Source organism: Modestobacter sp. VKM Ac-2986 (assembly GCF_026967795.1).
Classification (GTDB): domain Bacteria; phylum Actinomycetota; class Actinomycetes; order Mycobacteriales; family Geodermatophilaceae; genus Modestobacter.
The window spans coordinates 456,668-479,078 of record NZ_JAPVBH010000002.1; the positions used below are offsets into that span (position 1 = coordinate 456,668).

24 protein-coding genes and 1 tRNA gene are annotated in these 22,411 nt (G+C 74.0%); 19 read left to right on the plus strand and 6 right to left on the minus strand.

Features of this window, described 5'->3' with window-relative positions; all coding sequences use genetic code 11:
* Positions 1-21 precede the first annotated feature (21 nt).
* From O2W14_RS06400 to O2W14_RS06425, 6 genes are all read left to right on the plus strand, one after another.
* The gene (locus tag O2W14_RS06400; protein WP_269175244.1) at positions 22-1,209 is read left to right on the plus strand and encodes a PucR family transcriptional regulator; all 1,188 of its coding nucleotides are present in this window, start codon (positions 22-24) and stop codon (positions 1,207-1,209) included.
* A 146-nt stretch (positions 1,210-1,355) separates the two neighbouring features.
* On the plus strand, positions 1,356-2,558 hold the full coding sequence (locus tag O2W14_RS06405) for an acyltransferase domain-containing protein (RefSeq protein ID WP_269175245.1): 1,203 nt from the start codon (positions 1,356-1,358) through the stop codon (positions 2,556-2,558).
* Positions 2,555-3,523 carry a beta-ketoacyl-ACP synthase III gene (locus O2W14_RS06410; protein WP_269175246.1) on the plus strand — a complete coding sequence of 323 codons (969 nt, stop codon included), beginning with the start codon at positions 2,555-2,557 and terminating at the stop codon, positions 3,521-3,523. The genes O2W14_RS06405 and O2W14_RS06410 overlap by 4 nt, the downstream gene beginning before the upstream one ends.
* A gap of 90 nt (positions 3,524-3,613) precedes the next feature.
* Positions 3,614-3,859, plus strand: coding sequence for an acyl carrier protein (locus O2W14_RS06415; protein ID WP_163610644.1), 246 nt, complete (start codon positions 3,614-3,616; stop codon positions 3,857-3,859).
* 116 nt (positions 3,860-3,975) lie between these two features.
* A complete protein-coding gene (locus O2W14_RS06420) occupies positions 3,976-5,217 on the plus strand; it encodes a beta-ketoacyl-[acyl-carrier-protein] synthase family protein (protein WP_269175247.1) in 1,242 nt (413 codons plus the stop codon).
* Between the two features lie 90 nt (positions 5,218-5,307).
* Complete coding sequence (locus O2W14_RS06425) at positions 5,308-6,720, plus strand: acyl-CoA carboxylase subunit beta (protein WP_269175248.1); 1,413 nt, start codon at positions 5,308-5,310, stop codon at positions 6,718-6,720.
* 148 nt (positions 6,721-6,868) lie between these two features.
* Here the strand turns inward: O2W14_RS06425 and O2W14_RS06430 are convergent, their stop codons facing one another.
* The gene (locus O2W14_RS06430) at positions 6,869-7,615 is read right to left on the minus strand and encodes a DUF3145 domain-containing protein (RefSeq protein ID WP_269175249.1); all 747 of its coding nucleotides are present in this window, start codon (positions 7,613-7,615) and stop codon (positions 6,869-6,871) included.
* Between the two features lie 61 nt (positions 7,616-7,676).
* Between O2W14_RS06430 and O2W14_RS06435 the strand changes: the two genes are divergently transcribed.
* From O2W14_RS06435 to O2W14_RS06460, 6 genes are all read left to right on the plus strand, one after another.
* Positions 7,677-7,750: transfer RNA gene (locus O2W14_RS06435), tRNA-Ile, on the plus strand.
* 487 nt (positions 7,751-8,237) lie between these two features.
* Positions 8,238-8,561, plus strand: coding sequence for a hypothetical protein (locus O2W14_RS06440; RefSeq protein ID WP_269175250.1), 324 nt, complete (start codon positions 8,238-8,240; stop codon positions 8,559-8,561).
* On the plus strand, positions 8,558-10,015 hold the full coding sequence (locus O2W14_RS06445; protein WP_269175251.1) for an RICIN domain-containing protein: 1,458 nt from the start codon (positions 8,558-8,560) through the stop codon (positions 10,013-10,015). Before O2W14_RS06440 ends, O2W14_RS06445 begins: the two co-directional genes overlap by 4 nt.
* 327 nt (positions 10,016-10,342) lie before the next feature.
* On the plus strand, positions 10,343-10,603 hold the full coding sequence (locus O2W14_RS06450) for a hypothetical protein (RefSeq protein WP_269175252.1): 261 nt from the start codon (positions 10,343-10,345) through the stop codon (positions 10,601-10,603).
* 36 nt (positions 10,604-10,639) lie between these two features.
* The gene (locus tag O2W14_RS06455) at positions 10,640-11,119 is read left to right on the plus strand and encodes a DUF2505 domain-containing protein (RefSeq protein ID WP_269175253.1); all 480 of its coding nucleotides are present in this window, start codon (positions 10,640-10,642) and stop codon (positions 11,117-11,119) included.
* A 307-nt stretch (positions 11,120-11,426) separates the two neighbouring features.
* Positions 11,427-11,804: a hypothetical protein gene (locus O2W14_RS06460; RefSeq protein ID WP_269175254.1), complete on the plus strand. Its 378-nt coding sequence runs from the start codon at positions 11,427-11,429 to the stop codon at positions 11,802-11,804.
* Position 11,805: 1 nt separating this feature from the next.
* Here the strand turns inward: O2W14_RS06460 and O2W14_RS06465 are convergent, their stop codons facing one another.
* Positions 11,806-12,264 (minus strand): DUF5313 family protein, encoded by a 459-nt coding sequence (locus O2W14_RS06465; protein ID WP_269175255.1) that lies wholly within the window; start codon positions 12,262-12,264, stop codon positions 11,806-11,808.
* A gap of 105 nt (positions 12,265-12,369) precedes the next feature.
* Here O2W14_RS06465 and O2W14_RS06470 point away from each other — a divergent pair, with 105 nt between their 5' ends.
* Positions 12,370-12,834, plus strand: a complete 465-nt coding sequence (locus O2W14_RS06470) for a histidine kinase (protein ID WP_269175256.1) — start codon at positions 12,370-12,372, stop codon at positions 12,832-12,834.
* Between the two features lie 6 nt (positions 12,835-12,840).
* Here O2W14_RS06470 and O2W14_RS06475 read toward each other — a convergent pair whose 3' ends face one another.
* Positions 12,841-13,869, minus strand: a complete 1,029-nt coding sequence (locus O2W14_RS06475) for an ion channel (RefSeq protein WP_269175257.1) — start codon at positions 13,867-13,869, stop codon at positions 12,841-12,843.
* A gap of 89 nt (positions 13,870-13,958) precedes the next feature.
* On the opposite strand from O2W14_RS06475, the gene O2W14_RS06480 reads away from it, so the two are divergent.
* Both O2W14_RS06480 and O2W14_RS06485 read left to right on the plus strand, forming a co-directional pair.
* Positions 13,959-15,155 carry a serine/threonine-protein kinase gene (locus O2W14_RS06480; RefSeq protein ID WP_269175258.1) on the plus strand — a complete coding sequence of 399 codons (1,197 nt, stop codon included), beginning with the start codon at positions 13,959-13,961 and terminating at the stop codon, positions 15,153-15,155.
* Between the two features lie 44 nt (positions 15,156-15,199).
* Positions 15,200-15,709: a mycothiol transferase gene (locus tag O2W14_RS06485; protein ID WP_269175259.1), complete on the plus strand. Its 510-nt coding sequence runs from the start codon at positions 15,200-15,202 to the stop codon at positions 15,707-15,709.
* A 9-nt stretch (positions 15,710-15,718) separates the two neighbouring features.
* Here the strand turns inward: O2W14_RS06485 and O2W14_RS06490 are convergent, their stop codons facing one another.
* Together O2W14_RS06490 and O2W14_RS06495 are read right to left on the minus strand one after the other, a co-directional pair.
* Positions 15,719-15,991, minus strand: a complete 273-nt coding sequence (locus tag O2W14_RS06490; protein ID WP_269175260.1) for a hypothetical protein — start codon at positions 15,989-15,991, stop codon at positions 15,719-15,721.
* Between the two features lie 122 nt (positions 15,992-16,113).
* A complete protein-coding gene (locus O2W14_RS06495) occupies positions 16,114-16,998 on the minus strand; it encodes a serine hydrolase (RefSeq protein ID WP_269175261.1) in 885 nt (294 codons plus the stop codon).
* A gap of 123 nt (positions 16,999-17,121) precedes the next feature.
* Here O2W14_RS06495 and O2W14_RS06500 point away from each other — a divergent pair, with 123 nt between their 5' ends.
* Entirely contained in the window at positions 17,122-17,784 is a 663-nt protein-coding gene (locus O2W14_RS06500; protein ID WP_269175262.1) for a response regulator transcription factor, read from the plus strand.
* Positions 17,785-17,786: 2 nt separating this feature from the next.
* Positions 17,787-18,872 carry a HAMP domain-containing sensor histidine kinase gene (locus O2W14_RS06505; protein WP_269175263.1) on the plus strand — a complete coding sequence of 362 codons (1,086 nt, stop codon included), beginning with the start codon at positions 17,787-17,789 and terminating at the stop codon, positions 18,870-18,872.
* Positions 18,873-18,903: 31 nt separating this feature from the next.
* Here O2W14_RS06505 and O2W14_RS06510 read toward each other — a convergent pair whose 3' ends face one another.
* Positions 18,904-19,323 carry a DUF4396 domain-containing protein gene (locus O2W14_RS06510; RefSeq protein ID WP_269175264.1) on the minus strand — a complete coding sequence of 140 codons (420 nt, stop codon included), beginning with the start codon at positions 19,321-19,323 and terminating at the stop codon, positions 18,904-18,906.
* 235 nt (positions 19,324-19,558) lie between these two features.
* Between O2W14_RS06510 and O2W14_RS06515 the strand changes: the two genes are divergently transcribed.
* Positions 19,559-21,190 carry a glycoside hydrolase family 13 protein gene (locus O2W14_RS06515; protein ID WP_269175265.1) on the plus strand — a complete coding sequence of 544 codons (1,632 nt, stop codon included), beginning with the start codon at positions 19,559-19,561 and terminating at the stop codon, positions 21,188-21,190.
* Positions 21,191-21,482: 292 nt separating this feature from the next.
* Positions 21,483-22,373, plus strand: coding sequence for a TauD/TfdA dioxygenase family protein (locus O2W14_RS06520; RefSeq protein ID WP_269175266.1), 891 nt, complete (start codon positions 21,483-21,485; stop codon positions 22,371-22,373).
* The last annotated feature ends 38 nt before the right edge of the window (positions 22,374-22,411 follow it).

The window sequence follows — 22,411 nt, forward strand, 5'->3', positions numbered from 1 at the left end:
GGCCCGTGACAGGCTCGGGGCATGGACGCAGCCGGACGGAGCGGGGAGAACGCCCCCTCGGAGGCGACGCTGCGCCGGCTCGAGCGCGCCTCGGGCGCCCTGGCGACGCAGGCCGTGGCCCGGATGGACGAGGAGCTGTCCTGGTTCCGGGCGATGCCGGCGGCCCAGCGCTCCTGGGTGACCCTGGTGGCCCAGGCCGGGATCGCCTCCCTCGTCGAGTGGTGCCGCAACCCCGGCCGTCCGCCGAAGCTGACCGGTGAGGTGTTCGGCGCCGCGCCCCGCGAGCTGATGCACGCCGTCCCGCTCAAGCGCTCGGTCGACCTGATCAAGGTCACCGTCGAGGTCGTCGAGGACCGGGTCGGACAGGTCGCCGAGCCCGGGGACGCCGACCGGCTGCGGCTGACCGTGCTGCAGTTCAGCCGGGAGATCGCCTTCGCCGCCGCGCACGTGTACGCCAGCTTCGCGGAGAACCGCGGCGCCTGGGACGCCCGGCTGGAGGCGCTCGTCGTCGACGCCCTGGTGCGCGGCGACCGCTCCGAGGAGCTGCCCGGCCGGGCCGCCGCGCTGGGCTGGGCGGAGACCGAGCCGGTGTTCGTGCTGGTGGGGTCCGCGCCGCCGGACGGGCAGGACGCCCGCGCCGCCGTCCGGCGGGCCGCCCGGTCGCTGGGCTGCGAGGTGCTGGTCGGGGTGCACGCCGACGAGCTGGTCGTCGTCCTGGGCGGGGCCGCGGACCCGGCTGCGGTGACCGGCCGGGTCTGCCGGGAGTTCGGGCCGGGCCCGGTCGTGCGGGGTCCCCGGGTCGAGTCGCTGGCCCGTGCCGGGGAGTCCGCGACCGCCGCACTGGCCGGGCTCCGCGCCGCGGCCGCCTGGCCCGACGCACCCCGGCCCGTGGAGGCCGAGGACCTGCTGCCCGAGCGCGCCCTGGACGGCGACCCGCTGGCCCGGGCCGCGCTGTCGGAGCGGGTCGCCTCCCCGCTGCAGGACGCCGGCGGTGAGCTGCTGGAGACGGTGCGCACCGTGCTGGGCACCGGGGGCAACCTGGAGGCCAGCGCCCGCGCGCTGTTCGTGCACACCAACACCGTGCGCTACCGGCTCAAGCGCGCCGCCGAGCTCACCGGGTGCTCCGCGACCGACCCGCGCGGGGCCTGGACGCTGCAGCTGGCCCTCGCCCTCGCGCAGCTCGAGGGCGACCGCTCGCTCTGGAACTGACCGCCCCAGTTGTGGCCTCACCCACCGACACGCGGCCGCGCGCGCGGTTGACGCGGTCGCAGTTGTAGGGATCCTCCAAAGATCCACGGGTGTTGTTCGTGGGCGATGCCAGCCCGCGCGCGCCGCCGGAATGGCACGGTGAACATGTGCTCGCCGTCCTCGCCCCCGGTCAGGGGGCCCAGAAGCCCGGGATGCTCACCGAGTGGCTCGACCTCCCGGGCGCCGAGTCCTTCTTCCGCTGGGCCGGAGCGATCGCCGACGCCGACCTCCTGGGGCTCGGCACCACCGGTGACGCCGAGGCCATCAAGGACACCGCGGTGACCCAGCCGCTGGTCGTCGCGATGAGCCTGTTCATCGCCCGCGAGCTGGGCGGCATGCCCGGCCCGGTCGTCCACTCCCCGCAGGCCGGCCGGGACGTCGTGATCACCGGCCACAGCGTCGGCGAGCTCACCGCGGCCGCGCTGGCCGGCGTGCTGTCGGTCGAGGCCGCCATCGCGCTGACCGCCGTCCGCGGCCGGGCCATGGCCCGCGCCTGCGCGCAGACGCCGACCGGCATGTCCGCCGTCCTGGGCGGCGACGCCGACGAGGTGCTCGCCGCGATCGAACAGCACGGGCTCGTGCCGGCCAACATGAACGGCGGCGGGCAGGTGGTCGCCGCCGGCTCACTCGAGGGGCTGGCCGCGCTCAAGGCCGACCCGCCCGCCAAGGCCCGGGTCGTGCCGCTGTCGGTCGCCGGGGCCTTCCACACCTCCTACATGGCACCGGCCCGCGAGGAGCTCGAGGCCCTCGTCGGTGGCCTGCGCCCGGCCGACCCGAGCCGGCTGCTGCTGTCCAACGCCGACGGCGCCGCGGTCACCAGCGGTGCCGAGGTCGTCTCCCGGCTGGTCAGCCAGGTCACCAGCCCGGTGCGCTTCGACGCGTGCCTGGCCACCCTGCGCGACCTCGGGGTCACCGCGGTGCTCGAGCTGCCCCCGGCCGGCGCCCTGGCCGGCCTGGCCAAGCGGGAGTGGAAGGGCGCCGGCATCGAGGTGCTGGCGCTGACCGGCCCGGCCGAGCTGGAGCGCGCCCGCGAGCTCATCGCCGCCGAGCGCGGTCGCGCCGAGGCCGAGCACTCCCCCGACTGGCGCGTGGTCGTCTCCCCGGCCCGCGGGACCGTCGTCCCGGCCGAGGTGCCCGAGGGCACCCACGTACCGGCCGGCACCCCGCTGGGCCGCATCCGCAGCCGCCGTGAGGAGGTCGTCGTCTCCGCCGGGTACGACGGCGTGCTCGCCGAGTGGCTCGTGCAGGACGGCGACCTCGTGGACGCCGGAGACCCGCTCGCCCGTCTCTACCCGGAGGAGTCCCGATGACCCCCATCACCCTGCGCAAGGGCGCACCCGGCGCGCAGATCCTGGGCCTCGGGTCCTACCGGCCGCGCCGCCGCGTCACCAACGACGAGCTGGCCACGATGATGGACACCAACGACGAGTGGATCCAGAGCCGCGTCGGCATCGCCGAGCGCCGCTGGGCCTCGGAGGACGAGACGCTGGTCGAGATGGCCGTCGCCGCCGGTGGCAAGGCGCTGGCCGCCAGCGGCCTGGACCCCGAGGACGTCGACCTGGTCATCCTGGCCAGCGCCAGCCTCACCGCGCCGATCCCGGGCATCGGCCCGCAGGTCGCCCACCGCCTCGGCATCCCCCGGCCGGGCGCCTTCGACCTCAACGCCGGGTGCGCCGGGTTCTGCTACGCCCTGGGCGTGGCCAGCGACGCCATCCGCAGCGGGGACGCCCGCAACGTGCTGGTGGTCGGGGTCGAGCGGCTCACCGACGTCACCGACCTCACCGACCGCACCACCGCGGTGATCTTCGCCGACGGCGCGGGTGCGGCCGTGGTCGGCGCCTCCGACTCCCCCGGCATCGGCCCGGCCGTGTGGGGCAGCGACGGCGACCAGTACAGCGCCATCGAGATCGCCGCCGGCAGCTCGACCATGACCATGGCCGGCCAGGCCGTCTACCGGTGGGCGACCACCAAGCTCACCGAGACCCTCGTCGAGGCGATGGACGCCGCCGGGGTCACCGCCGCCGACATCGACGTCTTCGCCCCGCACCAGGCCAACCTGCGGATCGTCGAGTCGATGGCCAAGAAGCTCGGCCTGTCCGAGGACACCGTCATCGCCCGCGACATCGTCCAGTCCGGCAACACCTCGGCCGCCTCCATCCCGCTGGCGCTCACCGCGCTGCAGGAGTCCGGCGAGGCCGGGTCCGGCGACCTGGTGCTGGTGCTGGGCTACGGCGCCGGCCTCACCTTCGCCGGCCAGGTCCTCCGCCTCCCCTGACACACTCCGACCTCGCCGGGACACCCGTCCCGGTCGACGGCGACAGCTCGTGAGGGCCGCCGCCACATCCAGCACAGAGAGGACCCCCACGTGCCCAGCACTGCAGAGATCCAGGCCGGCCTCGGCGAGATCCTGGAGGAGGTGGCCGGCGTGACCCCCGCCGACGCCACCCCGGAGAAGTCCTTCACCGACGACCTGGACGTCGACTCGCTGTCCATGGTCGAGATCGCCACCGCGGTCGAGGACAAGTTCGGCGTCGCCATCCCCGACGACGAGCTCGCCAACATCAAGACCGTCGGCGACGCCATGTCCTACATCGAGAAGAACCAGGGCTGATGAAGGACCCCGTCGCCCCCCAGGACGCGCTCCGCACGCCCCGGGACCCTGCGACGGGGCCGATCCAGCACTCCCCCCGGCCGACCGGCCAGACAGTCCCAGGAAGGAACGTCCCCATGAGCACGCCCACCGCCGACGTCGTCGTCACCGGGCTCGGTGCCACCACGCCCCTCGGTGGGGACGTGCCCTCCACCTGGGAGGCACTGCTGGCCGGCCGGTCCGGGGTCAGCCGCATCACCGACGACTGGGCCGGGCAGTTCCCGGCCCAGCTCGTCGCCCGCCTGGCCAGCGAGCCCGGCGAGACCCTCGACCGGGTGCGCATGCGCCGGCTCGACCGCAGCCAGCAGGTCGCCGTCGTCGCCGCCGAGGAGGCCTGGCGCGACGCCGCGGGTGCCGACTCCGGCGTCGCCCCCGAGCGGATCGCCGTCGTCTTCGGCACCGGCATCGGCGGCGCGCTGACCCTGCTGGACCAGGACGACATCCTGGAGGAGAAGGGCCCCAAGCGCGTCTCCCCCTTCACCATCCCGATGCTCATGCCCAACGGCCCGGCTGCCGCCGTCGGGCTGGCCGTCGGCGCCCGCGCCGGCGTGCACGCCCCGGTCAGTGCCTGCGCCTCCGGTGCCGAGGCCATCCGCTGGGGCCTGGACCTGCTGCGCCTGGGCCGCGCCGACATGGTCGTGGTCGGTGGCACCGAGGCCTGCGTGCACCCCCTCCCGATGGCCGGCTTCGCCGCGATGCGCGCCATGAGCACCCGCAACGACGAGCCCGAGCGCGCCTCGCGCCCCTTCGACAAGGGCCGCGACGGCTTCATCCTCGGTGAGGGCGCTGCGGCGCTCGTGCTCGAGCGCGCCGACGCCGCCAGGGCCCGCGGCGCGAAGGTCTACGCCACGCTCGCCGGTGCCGCCGGCACCTCCGACGGCTACGACCTCGTCGCCCCGCACCCTGAGGGCGAGGGTGCTGCCCGCGCGATCGGCGCGGCCATCCGCGACGCCGGGCTGACCGCCGCCGAGATCGGCCACGTCAACGCCCACGCCACCTCCACGCCGCTCGGTGACACCGCCGAGGCGACCGCCATCCACGACGCGATCGGTGACCACACCCTGGTCACCGCCACGAAGAGCCAGACCGGCCACCTGCTGGGTGCCGCCGGTGCGCTGGAGTCGGTGTTCGCCATCCTGGCGCTGCGCGACCAGGTCGTGCCGGCGACGGCGAACCTCGACGACCTCGACGACAACCCGGCCGTGCAGGCGCTGGACATCGTCCGGGGCGAGGCCCGCAAGGCGACCTTCGACGCCGTCCTCAACGACTCGTTCGGCTTCGGCGGCCACAACATGGCCGTGGTGTTCACGAAGGCCTAGACGAAGGACCCCCTCGCCCCCCACCACTCGCTCGCTCGCGGCGGGCCCCTGCAAGGGGGCCGAACCGCCTCTCGCTCTGAGGAGCTGTTCATGACCACCGTGCACGCCGACCCCCCTGCCACCACCGTCGACCCCCGGGACCCCGAGCACCGCCTCGCGCAGTTCTTCGACGCCGGGTCGCTGCAGCTGCTCGCCGCCCGCGACACCTCCGGCGTGCTGGCCGCCCGCGGCACGGTGGCCGGCTCGCCGGCGATCGCCTACTGCACCGACGCCACGATCATGGGCGGGGCGATGGGCCTGGACGGGTGCCGGCACATCGTCGACGCCATCGACGCCGCCCTGCGGGAGCGGGTGCCGGTCGTGGGCATCTGGCACTCCGGCGGTGCGCGGCTGGCCGAGGGCGTCGTCGCCCTGCACGCGGTCGGTGAGGTGTTCGCCGCGATGGTCCGCGCCTCGGGCCGGATCCCGCAGGTCTCCGTGGTCCTGGGTGCCGCTGCCGGTGGCGCCGCGTACGGCCCGGCGCTGACCGACCTGGTGATCATGAGCCCGGCTGGCCGCGTCTTCGTGACCGGCCCGGACGTCGTCCGCTCGGTCACCGGCGAGAACGTCGACCAGGAGCAGCTCGGTGGGCCCGACACCCACGGCCGGCGCTCCGGCGTCGTCCACGTGGTGACCGAGAGCGAGGCGGAGGCGCTGGAGACGGCCCGGACGGCGGTCGACCTGCTCGCCGCCCAGGGCACCTTCGCCCCCGCCGAGGGCGAGCCGGCCGTCGACCTGATGAGCCTGCTGCCCGAGCAGCGCAACCGCGCCTACGACGTCAAGCCGCTGGTCGCCCAGCTGCTCGACGGCCCCGGCCTGGAGCTGCACCCCCGCTTCGCGCCCAACGTCGTCACCACGCTGGGCCGGCTCGCCGGGCGCACCGTGGGCGTCGTGGCCAACAACCCGCTGCGACTCGGCGGCTGCCTGGACTCCGCCTCGGCGGAGAAGGCCGCCCGCTTCGTGCGGATGTGCGACGCCTTCGGGGTGCCGCTGGTCGTGCTGGTCGACGTCCCCGGCTACCTGCCCGGCGTGGGCCAGGAGTGGGACGGCGTCGTGCGCCGCGGCGCCAAGCTGCTGCACGCCTTCGCCGAGGCGGTGGTGCCGCGGGTGACGCTGGTGACCCGCAAGTCCTACGGCGGTGCCTACATCGCGATGAACGCCCGCTCGCTGGGCGCGACCGCGGTGTTCGCCTGGCCCGGCGCCGAGGTGGCCGTCATGGGCGCCAAGGCCGCAGTCGGGATCCTGCACCGCAAGAAGCTGGCCGCGGCGCAGCCCGGTGAGCGGGAGGCGCTGCACGCGCAGCTGGCCGCCGAGCACGAGGCGATCGCCGGGGGTGTGGCCAAGGCCCAGGAGATCGGCGTGGTGGACGAGGTCGTCGACCCCTCGGACACCAAGCGCCGGCTGGTGGCCGCACTGGCCGAGGCGCCGTCCGGCCGCGGGGCACACGGCAACATCCCGCTCTGACGACGGACGTGACGCGGCCCGGCCCCTCTGCGGAGGGGGCCGGGCCGCAGTCCGTGGTGCTGGTCCGCCACGGCAGCACGCGGTGGACCGGCCCTGCCGCAGGGCCCCGCGCCGAGCCTGCGAGGCGTGGGGGCGGCAGGGTCCTCCCTCAGACGACCTGGTGCAGCCAGGTGACGGGGGCGGCGTCGCCGGCGTGGCGGTAGGCCTCGAGGTCCTCGTCCCAGGCGGCGCCCAGCAGCGTGTCCACGCCGTGCCGGAAGGCCTCGACCGAGGAGGCGGTGGCCGCCAGGTGCCGCAGCTGCTGCTCGCTGATGACGAGGTCGCCGTTGGCGCTCACCGGGGAGCGGTGCACGCCGCGGCCGGGCACGTAGGACATGCGCTCGCCGTCGTTGCCGTGGCTGGCCTCCTCGGTGACCTCGAAGCGCAGCATCGGCCACTGCTTGAGGGCAGCGACCAGCTTCGCCCCGGTACCGGGGACCCCCGTCCAGGCGACCTCGGCACGGTAGGCACCGTGCGCCATGGGCTGGTCAGCCCATGACAGGGACACCGGCGCGCCGACGACGCGCTCGAGCGCCCACTCGACATGCTGGCAGAGAGCCTTCGGGCACGAGTGCACGAAGACGACACCCTGGGTTGACCGCTGCACGGCGCACCTCCATCGACTCGACTGACTCCGTCTTCCCCAACGGACCTGTCGTGCGGTGGACTGCTCTCGTACCTCGGCGGCTCTCAGAGCGACCGGTTGAGAGTTTGCCGGATCATGACCCGGTAGCGCCAGCCCGAGTTGCTCCCGCTGAGACGTCTGGGACGCGAGTGGTCCAGCGAGACGCGCATCTTCGCAGCTCAGCGACGATCTTGTTGCGACACGTGGACGATCCCACCTGGGATCGTCCATCTGTCGCGGAGGACGGAGCACCTCGACGACCGCTCTGACGACACCGTTAGCGTGGACACCTGGGGCGGTAGCTCAGCCGGTCAGAGCATGGGACTCATAATCCCTGGGTCGTGGGTTCGAGCCCCACCCGCCCCACCGCAGACCTCGTCGCCGACCTGATGGTCCGGCTCACCCCGTGGCTCCCCGTCGACGCCAGGCGCAGTGCCGGGGTCCGGTGACGGCGTCCCGGACCCCGACCGACGCGGACTCCCGTGACCACGCACCGGACCCCGACCGGGTCCGTCGACCCGACGAGGTCCTGGTGCCGTTCGGGCAGTGGGGCCCGGGGTCGACGGCGGCACTTCGTCGGCCGACCCACCTCGCCTCCTCCGCGGTCGGAGTTCGCCCCACCGGTAACACGCAACCCATCGGCATCAGCCGTCAGCCAGCTGCTGGCGAACAGCTCTCGGTAGTGGCACCGTCACTGGGAGCAACGTACGACTGACCCCGGCACGGCTTCGCGCCTGTGCTCACGTCCCACCGCTCCGGCGTCACTGCTGCCGCCGACCACGTCCGCCCTCGACGGCGACGACACCCACCCCCCGCCTTGCCTTCCGCTGCTCCGCCTGACGAGAGGACGCCCGTGACCACCGACACCGTCACCGCGTTCGACGCCGACCGCCGGCAGGTCTCCGCCGAGGAGATCGAGCTCCCCGACGCGCCCCTCGTCGCGCTCGTCGACCGGGTCGCCGCCGTGAGCCGGAGCAGTCGACCTCCCCATCCCCAACCGCCTCGGAGGACCCTGACCGTGTACGCCGACCTGCGCTGCCGCCTCGCCGGCAGCCGTCGCACCGCCCTCGAGCTCGACGACGCCCAGTGCTGGACGACCACCACCCCGGCCGGGCGGGTCCACGCCGACGCCGCGACGACCGCCCAGCTCCTCGTCGACTCGCGCAGCGCGTCATGAGCCTCGGACGGCGCGTTCGTGCCCTCACGGTCACTGCCCTCATCGGCGCAGCCATCGCGGCCCCGGTCGCTCTGCACCCCACACCTGCGGCCGCCGCGGAACCAGGCGCGATCCTCTTCGAGGACGACTTCACCGGCGCGGCCGGTGCATCGTTCGACCGCACGAAGTGGGAGGACTTCTCGGTCGAGACGTACAACTCCTCCGCCGCCTACGGCAACATCAAGCCCGGCGACAACGAGACCCTCAACGGGTCCGGCCAGCTGGTCATCCCCGCCAAGCCCGGTGCCGGGTCCGCGATCCGGACCGGCGCCAAGTTCGGGTTCGTCTACGGCACCATGTCCGCCTGGGTCAAGCAGCCAGCCGAGGCCGGCTACTGGCCGGCGTTCTGGTCGCTGAACAACAACACCGACGGCCGCGACGTGCTCCCGCTCGGCGAGGCCGACGCCATGGAGTTCTACTCCACCTGGCCCGAGGCGTACCACGCCGTCGGTCACACCTGGGGTTCACCCAGCTACCACGGCACCGACCACTACTGCCCCGCCGCGAACCTGACCAGCGGGTTCCACAAGTACTCCGCGCGCATCGAACCCGGGCGGGTCACGTTCCTGCTCGACGACGTGCAGTGCGGGCAGGTCTACACCAAGGACCCGGGCAAGCAGTGGGGCTTCGGCCCCGACGTCATGCGGCCCAACTGGTTGATCCTCAACCTGGCCAACGACAGTCGCAGTGGCGCCGAGGTGGTGGCCCCCACTCAGCCCGCGCAGCTGCTCGTCGACCGTGTCGAGGTGCGGGCGCTCCCATCGGCCGTCGCTGCACCCGTCGCCCCGCCCGTGACCGCACCCGTCACCCCGCCCGTGGCCGCACCCGTCACCCCGCCCGTCGCCCCGCCCGTCGCCGCACCGGTCGCCCCGCCCGTGACCGCACCGATCGCCCCGCCCGTGACCGCACCCGTCGCCCCGCCCGTCGCCAACGGCACCTACCGGCTGGTCAACGCCTGCTCACGCACGGCCATCGACGCACCCGCCGGCAGGGGCAACCTCAAGACCGCCGCCGACAGCGGCGCCGCGTCCCAGCAGTGGAGGGTGTCCGCCACGTCCGGCGGTCACCACAAGCTGATCAACGTCGCGCACAACACCACGATGAGCCTCCCGTGGACCTCCTCCGCCGACGGCGTGGCCCTCAGCCAGTACTACGACAACGGCAGCCCCAACGCCGAGTTCAAGCTGATCCCCGTGGCCGGCGGCGCCTACCAGCTGATCAACCGGACGAGCAGCAAGGCGGTCGCGGTGCGCGGTGACGCAACGGGTGTCGGCGTCGCCATCGAGCAGGTCACGCCGGACGCCGCTCGCTGCGGGCAGCGCTGGTCGCTCGTCTCGCCGGTCCCGACGGTCACGGCGTCCGCAGCGACCCTGGTGGCGCGGTTGACTGCGGTGCGGAACACCAACCCGCGCTGATCAGCGCTCCGCACGAGCCGGCCCCGCCCGCCAGCGTCCAGCTGGCGGGCGGGGCCTCGTCGCGTCGGCGAGGTCCGGGGTGGGCTGCCCGCTGTCCCTGCGGACCGACGCGACCGACCGTCGTCCGGGCCGCTGTCGGCGCACACCTTGGCGACCCGGTCCCGGGCCCTGGCCGAGGAGCGGAACCCCCCCCCCGTTCACCGAGGACCTGTCCGGCATGGAGCTCGCCGCCTCCCTGGGCACCACCTCGGTGCGCCGCCGGCACCGGACCACGGAGGCGCCCTCCGAGCGCGGGTGACCGGGACGCCGTCGATCTAGAGTCCGGGCATGGCTGACAAGAACCGCGTCCCCCGTCCGCTCGGGTGGTGCAGCGCCTGCCTGGCCGGCGACGGGCGCGAGCACCCGGCCGTGACGGCGTACCAGGGCACGTCGCTGTGCCGGGAGCACAACGCCGCCGCCCACACCGAGCAGCAGGCGACGCTCCGCCTGGGCGACCTGGCCGCGCAGGCGCAGACGCAGGCCGAGGCCGCCGTCGAGGAGGCCCGGAAGCTGCTCACCCGGGCCTGGCACCTGCGCGAACCGCGCTGACCGGCAGGTCGGTGCCCTCCGGCTGAGGATGAGCACGTGCCCCTCGACTCCAGCGTCAGCTACCCCGCCTCCCCCGACACCGTGCTCGCCGTCCTCACCGACGAGCAGTTCCTCCGCGACCGCGCCGCGGCGCTGGACGCCCAGGTGCAGGAGGTCACGGTCAGCGGCTCCGCCACCACCACCCGGCTCTCGGCACCCACTGCCGGCATCCCGCCGGTCTTCGCCCGGTTCGTCGGCTCATCGGTCGCCGTCGTCGAGCGCTCCACCTGGACACCGGACGGCGAGGGCGGCCACCGCTCCCCCCTGGACGTGCAGTCGGAGGTCTTCGGCCGCGAGGTCCGGGTGACCGGCGAGCGGCGGCTGCGCCCCGAGGCCGGTGGCACCCGCGCGACGGTCACCGGCGACGTCCGGGTCGACGCCCCGCTGGTCGGCAGGCAGGCGGAGAACGCCGTCCGCGAGCTGATGACCGTCGTGCTGCGCAAGGAGGACGAGCTCATCCGCGCCCGGCTGGCCTGATCAGTCCGCCGGCAGCGCCCAGGGACCAAGGGCCCAGGTCAGCGGCGCGACGAGGCCAGGGACCTGGCTGGTCCTCGGCACCGCGTCCTGCCGGTCGTGGGTGTCCACCCGTCTGTACGGGCCCGGCGTGCCGGAGTTGGCGTGGCCGGCGGTCCGGCCGTCCGCGTCGAGCCACTGGCCGCGCCGGCTCGTCCGCACGCTCGCCGTCGCGCTGCCGTCGTCCTCACCGAGTTCGGTCGACGTCGCCGGGACCGTGGTGCAGCCGCCGGTCCCCGGACTGTCGGTGGGTCGCGCGAGGATGGTCGTCATGGTCGCCTTCTTCCTCCCGCGGGCCAGCGACGACGAGCAGGCCGAACGGCTCTACGACGCCCTGGCCGAGTTCGCCGGCTGCGAGCCGGCCCCGGCCGGGCAGCGGGTCGCGTCGATCACCTTCGACGCCGACGGCGCCCAGTGGGTCGCCGCCGTGGGCGAGCCGCTGACCGGACGCCGGACGACGCAACAGCTGCGCCGGGGCGAGCTGCTCGAGCGCACCGAGGAGCTGGGCTCCCCCAGCCGGGTGCTGGCGATCTACCCGGGCACGCCGTTCCTGGTGGTGACCGACGCCCAGCCGATCACCCCGGCCGCCTCGGAGTGGGCCAACCCGTTCACCGTCACGCCCAGCGCGGTGACCCTCTTCGACCGGTGAGTCAGCGGCCCTGGCGCTGCCGGTAGCGGGCGGCCCGCTTCTCCGCCGCTGCGCGTCGCCGCTCCGACTCCGCCGCGGTCCGGCCCACCGCGGCCTGGTCGCGCACGGCCTGGGCGGTGCCCGGCGGGAAGCCGGCCTTCTTCACCCGGTGCTCGGTGGTCTCGGTGATGTAGGCGAAGGAGAAGATCAACCCGAGCAGCAGCCCACCCAGTGCGGTCATGCCGCGGATCCAGAACGGCCCGGGCACCAGGACGAGCACCAGTGCGACCGGCACCGACATCTGCACCAGCGCCCGCGCCAGGTGCCGCTGGCCCCAGGTGGCGGCCGTCGTGTCGTGCAGCACCCAGGCGCGGTGGCGCTCGGGCAGCCCCGCGCCCATGGCGTAGCCGAGCCAGCGCACCGGCCCGGGGCGGTGCAGCTGCGTCCCGTCGTCCACGGACCGGGGGTCGTCGTCAGCCACCCGTCCTGTGTACAGCAGGGCGGTGTGGGGCGGGTGTGACGCACGGGGGTCGAAAGGTGACTGCAGGCCCTCCCGGGCGGCGCCGGCGGGGAGGACCATCGGGGCATGCTCGCTCTCGTGGTGGACGACGTCGTCCCCTTCGAGGACTGGACGGCCGCCGCCCGCGCCTCGTTGGGGTTCCTGCACCGCACCGTCGGTCTGGACGCCTGGATGGTGACCCGGGTCCAGCCGCCCCACCAGCACGTGCTGCTCTCCCATCCCCGGGAGGCCGTCCCGTCCGGCACCGCGGTCCCCTGGGCGCAGTCCTTCTGCCACTCGATGGTCAGCGGCTCCGGGCCCCGGGTGGCCACCGTCGCCGCCGCCGTCCCGGCCTACCAGGACCTGGTGGCGCTGCACGGCGAGCGGGTGGCCGCCTACGTGGGCGTCCCGCTGGTCACCCGCTCGGGCGCGCTCTTCGGGACCCTGTGCGGGGTCTCGGGCCGTGCCCAGCCGCGCTCGCTGGCCCGACACCTCCCGCTGGTGGAGATGTCCGCCCGGATGCTCAGCACCCTGCTGCCCGCCGACGCCTGAGCGGCCTCAGCGGGCGACCAGGTCACGGGTGTCGATGCGTCCGCGGCCCACGTAGTACAGCGTCGTCCCCTCACCGATCGGGGTGTCCCACGGCGGGCTGACCGTGAGCCCGCCGGCGGTGCGGACGGCGAGCACGGTGGCCCCGAACCGCCGTCCCAGGTGGGTCTGGCAGTCGCCGAAGGCGGTGAACCCGTGCCCGGACGGCAGCCGCAGCGAGTAGGTGTTGCCGTGCCCGCCGGCGCTCATCAGGTCGCTGTAGACCTCGGTGATGCCGGGGTCCAGCGCCTCCTCGGTGATCAGCGTGGGCATGTGCCACTGCACGCAGGCGATCCCGGGGTTGACGTAGCGCAGGTTGTCGCGCCGGCCGAGGTCGCGCAGCGCCGCGACGGTGTGCACGCCGGGGTTGGCGTGCTCGACGGCGACGGCGATGGCCAGGGTCTCGTTGTCGTCGCGGCCGTCGACGATCACCGTGCGCGCCCGGTCGACGCAGGCGCGGGTCATGACGTCGGCGTGGGTGAGGTCGCCGCGGACGAAGGACACCACCGGGTCCTCGGGGACCGGGTTCTCCCCCACCTCGTCCCACGCGCACAGCACGATCGGGGTGGCGTTCTCCGCGTGCAGCTCGGCGAGCATCCGCTCGGTCCGGCCGGGCAGGTACCCCAGGACGACGACGTGACCGGTGAGCTCCAGTGCTCCCACACCCCTCAGACGCTTGCCGCGGACCGACTGCAGGTAGTCGGCGAGCCGCGAGAACAGCAGGGTCAGCGTGACGATCCCGCCGACGATGACGTACGTGCCCACCAGCCGCCCGGCGCCCGACTCCGGGAAGAAGTCGCCGTAACCGACGGTGGCGGCCGTGACGACGAAGTACCACCAGTAGTTGCCCGGCGCGGCGATCTCGCTGCCGGCCGGCTCCACCAGCGCCATCGCCAGCCAGCTGGTGAGGAACACCAGCACGATCACGGCCAGCGGCAACCGCCAGCCGCGCAACCGGCTGCCCAGCAGGCGGGTCAGCCGGGAGATGAGGAGGAACACGGATCTCCCACCGGGTCGGACGCTGCGCGCAACCTACCGCCCGGGCGCACGGCGTTTGGCCAGGTCGTGCACGGAGCACCCATCTGATCATGACGACCGGGCCCGGAGCGGGTGAGCGGCTCGTCGGCGGGCGCTACCTGCTGGGCGCCGAGCTCGGCCGGGGCGGCATGGGCGTGGTCTGGCAGGCCACCGACCAGGTGCTGCAGCGAGAGGTCGCGCTCAAGGAGATCACCTACCCGGTGCACCTGACCGACGACGAGCGCGCCGTGCTGCGCGAGCGCACCCTGCGCGAGGCCCGGGCCGCCGCCCGGCTGGACGACCCGCACGTGGTCACCGTCCACGACGTCGTCGAGGAGGACGGCCGGCCGTGGCTGGTGATGGAGCACGTGCGCTCCCGCAGCCTCCAGCAGGTCCTGGAGAACGACGGTCCGCTGAGCCCCTCCGCCGTCGCCCGGATCGGGCTGGACGTGCTGTCGGCGATCGAGGTCGCGCACGCCGCGGGCATCGTGCACCGGGACGTGAAGCCGGGCAACGTGCTCGTGGACGGCGACGGCCACGCCTGCCTCACCGACTTCGGCATCGCCACCTCCACCGACGACTCCTCGCTCACCACCCAGGGGGCGGTGCTCGGCTCGCCGTCCTACATGGCGCCCGAACGTGCCCGCGGCGAGGAGTCCACCCCCTCGATCGACCTGTGGTCGCTGGGCGCCACCCTCTACACCGCCGTCGAGGGCCACACGCCGTTCGACCGCGGTGCCCCGATGGCGACGCTGCTGGCGGTGGTCGACGAGGAGCCCGCGCCGACCACCGCCGCCGGCCCGCTGGGCCCGGTGCTGAGCGGGCTGCTGACCAAGGACCCCGCCGCGCGGATGACGGCAGCCGAGGCCCGGCGCGGGCTGGCGCAGGTCGCCGCCGGGGTGGACGCCGAGCCGGCCGCCCCGCGCACCCCGGTGACCGGCGGGGCGAAGGCGGCGGCGCGCGGCGGGCAGGTCGAGCGCTTCGACCTGGCCGACCTGCTGGCGCTGGCCTCCTCGTCCAAGGCGGTGGTGACCACCGTCGTGCGCGGCGCCCGCGACCAGGCCAAGGACGCCGCCGGGCGGCGCCGGGCGGACGCGGAGGCGGCGCCGACCCGCAGCCGGCACGAGCGACGGCAGGCGGTCAAGCAGCGCCGGCTGCGGTTCAAGCGGCGCTGGGTCGTCGTCCCGATGGTGCTGCTGGCACTGCTCGTGCTGCTCGTCCTGGGCGCGCTGGCGCTGCTGGTCACCGGGGTCGTCGAGCTGTCCTGAGCCGGCGGCGAGTGCCCCGGCGGATGGGCGGGTAGGTCGCGGGCATGGAGAGCCGTGACCTGCTGCTGACCGCCTTCGACAACGTCGAGGAGGTCGTCCGCCGTGCCCTCGACGGGATCGACCCGGCGCTGCTGACCGCGCGCCTGGACCCCGACGCCAACACGATCGCCTGGCTGGTCTGGCACCTGACCCGGGTGCAGGACGACCACGTGTCCGAGGTGGCCGGGACCGAGCAGGCGTACACGGCCGACGGCTGGGCGGACCGGTTCGGGCTCCCGTTCGAGCCCGGCGCGATCGGCTACGGCTTCAGCAGCGCCGACGTGGCGGCCACCGTCGTCACCGACCCGCAGTTGCTGGTCGACTACCACGCCGAGGTGCACCGCCGGACCGCAGCGTTCCTGCGCACGCTGTCGGCCGGGGACCTCGACCGGGTCGTCGACGAGCGGTGGGACCCGCCGGTGACCCTCGGCGTCCGGCTGCTCAGCGTGATCGGCGACGACCTGCAGCACGCCGGCCAGGCCGCGATCGTGCGCGGGGTCCTCGAGCGGCGGTGAGCGGAGGGGTCAGCCGGCGTGCCGCAGTGGCACGGTGGTGCGCTGGCGGCACTCGGCGCAGGCGGACCGGCCGGAGCTGAGCCGGTCCCAGTCCTGGGAGCCCCACACCTGCACGATGGCGCCGCAGACGGCCAGCTCCACCTCGCCGTCGAGCTCGTCGGAGGGACGGTGGGCCTCCACCGCGTGCCAGGACATCGGCTGGTCGGCCGGCTGGGCCCAGGACCGGCGGTCGGGACGAGCGAAGCCCACGGCGTAGGTGTTCCCGCGCTGAACAGTGGTCACGGCAGCAGCTGTGCCCTGCGACACGTCATCTCAATCATCTGCTGGGCGATGTGCTGCGTGCCGCCGATCAGCGGTCGGCGTCCTCCGCCACCGCCGGCTCCCGTTCCGCGCGGGAGCGGCGGTCAGCCCTCGACCACCTGCTCGGCGGTGTCGGTCAACGCCTGCTGCGCCTGCGCCCAGGTGGTGTCCTCCGGGAACTCGCCGAGCAGCACGACCACCCGGCCGTCGGTGAGCACCCCGGTGGAGTGCAGCTGGCGGCTGCCCTCCAGGCAGCACATCCAGCCCTGCTTGGCCGCGACCGCGCCGTCGGTGTCCGCCTGGGCCGACAGCAGCCCGAAGGACTGGCCGAACCCGTCGGCGGCGGTGGGGGTGGTCGACTGCATCCAGGTGGTCAGCGTGGCCAGGTCCGCAGGTGACAGGTGCGCGTCGAGGGAGGCCAGGAAGGTCGCGTAGTCCGCCGCCGTGGTGGTCGTCTCGCCCCACTGCCCGGACCGCTCGGGAGCAGCGGTGTCGTCCAGCCCGAACTCCGCGGCGGCGGCGGTGACCAGCTGTGCGCCGCCGAACTCGACCCACAGCACGTTCATCGCCTCGTCGTCGGAGAGCTCCACGGCCCGTTGCATCCGCACCAGGTCGTCGCCGTCCAGGGTGACCGTGCCGGCGGCGTCCCGCTCGAGCAGCTGCTGGACGACGAAGAGCTTGGCCAGCGAGGCGGTCCAGTGTGTCTCCCCCGCGGCGGCGGAGGGCACCAGCTCGTCCCCCGAGGCGTCCAGCGCCACCACCGAGATGGTCCCGCCGCCCGCCTCGACCGGCGGGTCGCCCCACAGCGCCGACACGTCCACCACCTCGGTGTGCGCCGCCAGCCAGCCGGCCAGGACCACGGAGAGGACGAGACCCAGGAGCCGGGGGCCGCGCCGGCGCCGACCCGGCCGGCCGTGGCGGTAGGTGGTCGGCGCCTCCGCGTGAGGGGCACGGCTGACGGGGGCGCGCAGCAGGGAGGTCTCGGTCACGGGAGCAGGTTCCGGGGCGGGCGGTGATCCGGCCGTCAGCGTTCCCCTTATCCCGCCCTTATGCCCGCAGCAGGCATCCTGGGGACGTCGCCGCCGACGGGGGCAGCGACGGGAGGGGACCTGATGCGCGTGCTGGTGGCCGACGACGAACGGCTGCTCGCCGAGACCGTGGCCGAGGGGCTGCGCCGGCTCTCCATCGCCGTCGACGTCTGCTACGACGGCGACGCCGCCCTGGAGCTGGTCTCCGTGCACCGCTACGACGTGGCGGTGCTCGACCGGGACATGCCCGGGCGCACCGGGGACGAGGTGTGCCGACACATCGTGGCCAGCCGGGACGGCGTCCGGGTGCTCATGCTCACCGCGGCCGGCGGCATCCGGGACCGGGTGGACGGGCTGAGCCTGGGCGCCGACGACTACCTCACCAAGCCCTTCGCCTTTGCCGAGCTGGTCGCCCGGGTGCAGGCGCTGGGACGGCGCTCGGGTGCGGCCACGCCGCCGGTGCTCGACCAGCACGGCATCGTGCTCGACGTCCCGCGGCACACCGCCTCGCGGGACGGCCGGCTGCTGTCGCTGACCCCCAAGGAGTTCGCGGTCCTCACCGTGCTCATGCGCGCCGAGGGCCAGGTCGTCACCGCCGAGCAGCTACTGGAGCAGGCCTGGGACGAGCACGCCGACCCCTTCACCAACGCCGTCCGGGTCGCGGTGATGACGCTGCGGCGCAAGCTGGGCGAGCCGCCGGTGGTGCACACCGTGCCCCGGGTCGGCTACCGCCTGGGCAGCGGCTGACCGTGCGGCTGACCCTGCGCGTCCGGACCACCCTCAGCCTGCTGACCTGCCTGCTCCTCGGCGGCCTCTTCCTGCCGTGGGCGTTCCAGCACCTGGCCAACATCCGGCGCGCCGTGTTCTACGACTCGTTGTTCCTGCGCTGCTCGGACGACTGGCGGGACGTCGGCGCCAGCGGGTGCTCCCCGGTCACCTACGACCCCCTCGAGGCCGGCGCCCTGCTGGTCCTCGTCAGTGGACTGGTCCTGGCAGCGGTGGTCGGGCTGACCGTGTGGAGCGGGCGGCCACTGCGCCGGCTGAGCGTCACCGTGCAGCGGTTCGGGCCGCAGAACCTCGCCGAGCGCACCGGGGTGCGCGCCCGTCGCGGTCAGTTCGGTCAGCTGGCCGGGGGCATCGACGCGATGCTCGGCCGCGTCATGGAGGGCTACGAGGCCCAGCGCCGGTTCGCCGCCAACGCCTCGCACGAGCTGCGCACACCCCTGGCGCTGCAGCGGACCCTGATCGAGGTCGGCCTGTCCGGGGACCCGACCCCGGACCAGTTGGAGCTGCTCACCCGGCAGCTGCTGACCACCAACGAGCGCAACGAGGCGCTCATCGAGGGCCTGCTGGTGCTGGCCGAGACCGACCAGGCCGTGGTGGCCCGCACCCCGCAGCGGCTGGACGCCATCGCCGCCGACGTCGCCTCGGTCTACCAGCAGCTGGCCGGGGCGGCCGGGGTCCGGCTGCAGACGGCGCTGGAGCCGGTGACCGTGTCCGGTGAGGCGGCGCTGCTGGAACGCCTGATCGCCAACCTGGTGCACAACGGCATCAAGTACAACGTCCCCGGCGGCGAGGTCTGCCTGCGCGTGACGCCCGGGCAGCCGGTGCTGCAGGTGACCAACACCGGCCCGCTGGTGCCCGCCGAGTCCGTGCCCCGGCTCTTCGAGCCGTTCCGGCGGGCCCGCGGCGACCGGCTGGACACCAGCGGCGGGGTCGGGCTGGGGCTGACCATCGCCCGGTCGATCACCCAGGCGCACGAGGGGCACATCGAGGCCACCGCCCGGCCGGCCGGTGGCCTCGACGTGACGGTGGAGCTGCCCCCACCGGGCTGACCGCCCCCGTCGTCGTGGACCCGGGCGAATGTCAGTGGAGCTGGTGCACCACCGCGTGGCCCTTCCCGCGGCTCATCAGCCACCGGTTGACCGGCACCGTGAGCACGAAGGCCACGGCCAGGGCCCCGGCCAGGGACAGCCAGAACACCGCGCTGCCCAGACCGGCGTCCATCGCGCCGGGGACGGTGAGCATCACCGCGTTGTCGATGAGCTCCATGACCGCGATGGACACGGTGTCGGCGGCCAGCGCGACACGGACGGCCGCCCGCAGCGTCAGCCCGCTGCGCAGGACGCCGCGCATCGTGAAGGCGTAGCCGAAGACGAACGCCAGCGCGACCGCCAGGACGACGGTGCCGGCGTCGGGCAGGCCCACCGCCGTCCCGATCGCCATGCCGAGCACCTCGCCGACGGCGCAACCGGTGAGGCAGTGCAGGGTCGCCTGGACCGCCATGGACCAACTGACCGACGGGGTCGAGACGTGGGGTGGGTGGACCGTGCTGTCGTGCATGACGCCTCCTCGGGACGGACGACCCTTGTATACCCCCCGGGGGTATCCGATGCAACGAGTTGTCCCCCGGCTCTCCTAGCTCTCGGGCGACCGGCATGGCTACATCTGCCTACACCGTCCGGGTCATTGGTGAGACCTGTAGCACATGACGTGCCGTACGAGTGCCGATGATGGCGACATGTCACCACGGCTCGCAACGATGCGGACGTCCCCCGAGCAGCAGGTCGAGGCCTTCCGGTCCCCGTCGCCCTGGTGGCGGTCGGCCGTGGTCTACCAGGTCTACCTGCGCTCCTTCGCCGACAGCAACGGCGACGGCATCGGCGACCTGGCCGGCCTGCGCTCGCGGCTGCCCTACCTGTCCTGGCTCGGCGTCGACGCGCTGTGGATCAACCCGCACTACCCCTCCGGCGGCGCCGACGGCGGCTACGACATCGCCGACTACCGCGCGGTCGACCCCGACTACGGCGACGTCGCCGACCTCGAGGCGCTGGTCGCCGACGCCCGCCGGCTCGGCCTCAAGGTCGTGCTGGACGTCGTCCCGAACCACACCTCCGACCAGCACCCGTGGTTCCAGGCCGCGCTGACCGACCCCGACTCCCCCGAGGCCTCGCGCTACCACTTCGCCCCGGCGTCGGAAGAGCCGCCGAACAACTGGCAGTCCCTCTTCGGCGGGCCGGCCTGGTCGCGCACCCCCGACGGCCGCTGGTACCTGCACCTGTTCGCCCCCGAGCAGCCCGACCTGAACTGGCGCGACCCGGCCGTCGCCGCGGACTTCGAGAAGACACTGCGGTTCTGGCTGGACCGTGGCGTCAGCGGTTTCCGCGTCGACGTGGCCTACGGGCTGTTCAAGGACGCCGAACTCCGCGACAACCCCGGGAAGTACTCCCCCACGCTGTTCGGGCACGGCCCGGAGCAGGCGATGACCTGGAACCAGCCCGAGGTGCACGACGTGTGGCGCCGCTGGCGGGAGATCTGCGACGAGTACCCGGACACCATGATCGTCGGCGAGGTCTGCCTGGCCGACCCGCAGGAGGTGGCGCTGTACTCGCGCCCCGACGAGATGCACCAGTCGTTCTGCTTCCGGCTGCTCAAGTCCGGCTGGGACACCGAGGCCTTCGCCGACGGCGTGCGCAGCGCGCTGGACGCGTTCGGCGCGGTCGGCGCCCCGGTCTCCTGGGTGCTGGGCAACCACGACAAGGACCGCCAGGTGACCCGCTTCGGCGGCGGGGCGCTCGGTACCGCCCGGGCCCGCGCCGCGGCGCTGCTGATGCTGTCGCTGCCCGGCTCGGCCTACCTCTACGCCGGCGACGAGCTGGGCCTGCCGCAGGCCGTCGTCCCCGACGAGGCCAAGACCGACCCGATCTTCTTCCGCAGCGGTGGCGCCCGCGCCGGCCGCGACGGCTGCCGCATCCCGATGCCGTGGAACGACGCCGACGGCGTCGGCTTCTCCCCCGACGGTGCCGCCGACCCGTGGCTGCCGATCCCCACCGACTGGTCCGGCTACGCGGTGTCCACCCAGACCCGCGACGGCGGCTCGATGCTCACCCTCTACCGCCGCGCCCTCGCCCTGCGGGCCGCGCACCCGGCGCTCGGGTCGGGCGAGGCGACGGTCGAGACCGCCGGTGACGTCCTCACCGTGCACTGCGCCGGGGACGACGAGACGGTGCGCTGCGTGGTCAACATGGGCACCGAGACCGTGCTGGTGCGGACGACGGGGACGGTGCTGCTGGCCTCGTCGACCTCGGTGCGCCAGTCCGCGGGCACCATCGCCCTCCCGGCGAACACCGCCGCCTGGATCAGCGAGGACTGACCTGCTGTGCCGTCGTGCGCGCCCCGGCGCACGACGGCACACGGGAGGGGCTGCGCACTGGGGACGTCGACGTGTCCACCGGAGGCGCTTCGACGGCCGACGGGCCGGGTACCCCCTCCGCATCGACACGAGCCGCAGGGTGCGGTTAAGGTAATTCCTATGAGATCGGTAGGGATTGTGCAGTGCGCGCTCGTCGAGCGCCGGCACATCGACCTGCTGCGGTGCGCGAGTGCGCTCTGTCTCGACTGAGCACCCGCCGCCCCGCCCGCACCCCCTCCCCTGGAGTCCTCGCATGACCCTGCTCGCCAGCCCCACCACCGCCACTGCCGCCGAGCCGTCCGTGCTCGAGATCGAGCGCCTGGAGCCGACCATCGGCGCCCGGGTGCACGGTGTCGACCTCGACCGCGCCACCGACGAGCAGATCGTGGCCATCCGGGCCGCGCTCGCCGAGTACAAGGTGCTGTTCTTCGCCGACCAGCACGACCTGCACCCCGACAGCCAGATCGCGCTGGGCCGCCGGCTCGGTGAGCTCACCGAGTCCCACCCGGTCGTCCCGGGCGTCGACGAGGACCACCCGGAGATCTACGCGCTCGACAGCGCCAGCGGTGGCTTCGCCGACATCTGGCACACCGACGTCACCTTCGTGCGCCGTCCTCCGCTGGGCTCGGTGCTGCGGGCCGTCGTGCTCCCGCCGACCGGCGGGGACACCCAGTGGGCCGACCTCGAGCTGGCCTACCGCTCGCTCAGCGAGCCGGTGCAGCGCCTGGCCGACCAGCTGGTCGCGGTGCACGACGGCACCCGCGAGTTCGGGTACTACCTGGCCCAGCGCGAGGAGCGCACCAAGTGGGAGGGCGAGGAGTTCCGCGCCCTGGTCCCGATTGAGCACCCCGTCGTCCGGGTCAACCCCGACACCGGCCGCAAGGGCCTGTTCGTCAACCCCGGCTTCGTGTCCCACATCAAGGACGTCTCCGACGCCGAGAGCCGCTACCTGCTCGACCTGTTCTACGCCCACATCACCAAGCCCGAGCACATCGTCCGGCACCGCTGGTCGGTCGGTGACGTGGTCATGTGGGACAACCGCTCGACCGTGCACTACGCCAACCGCGACTACGGCACCCAGCGCCGCGTGATGCACCGCATCACCTTCCGCGGCGAGGAGCCCGTCGGGCCGCTCGCGTCCTGAGCCCCGCTACGACGAGGCGCTGTCCCGGACGGGATGGC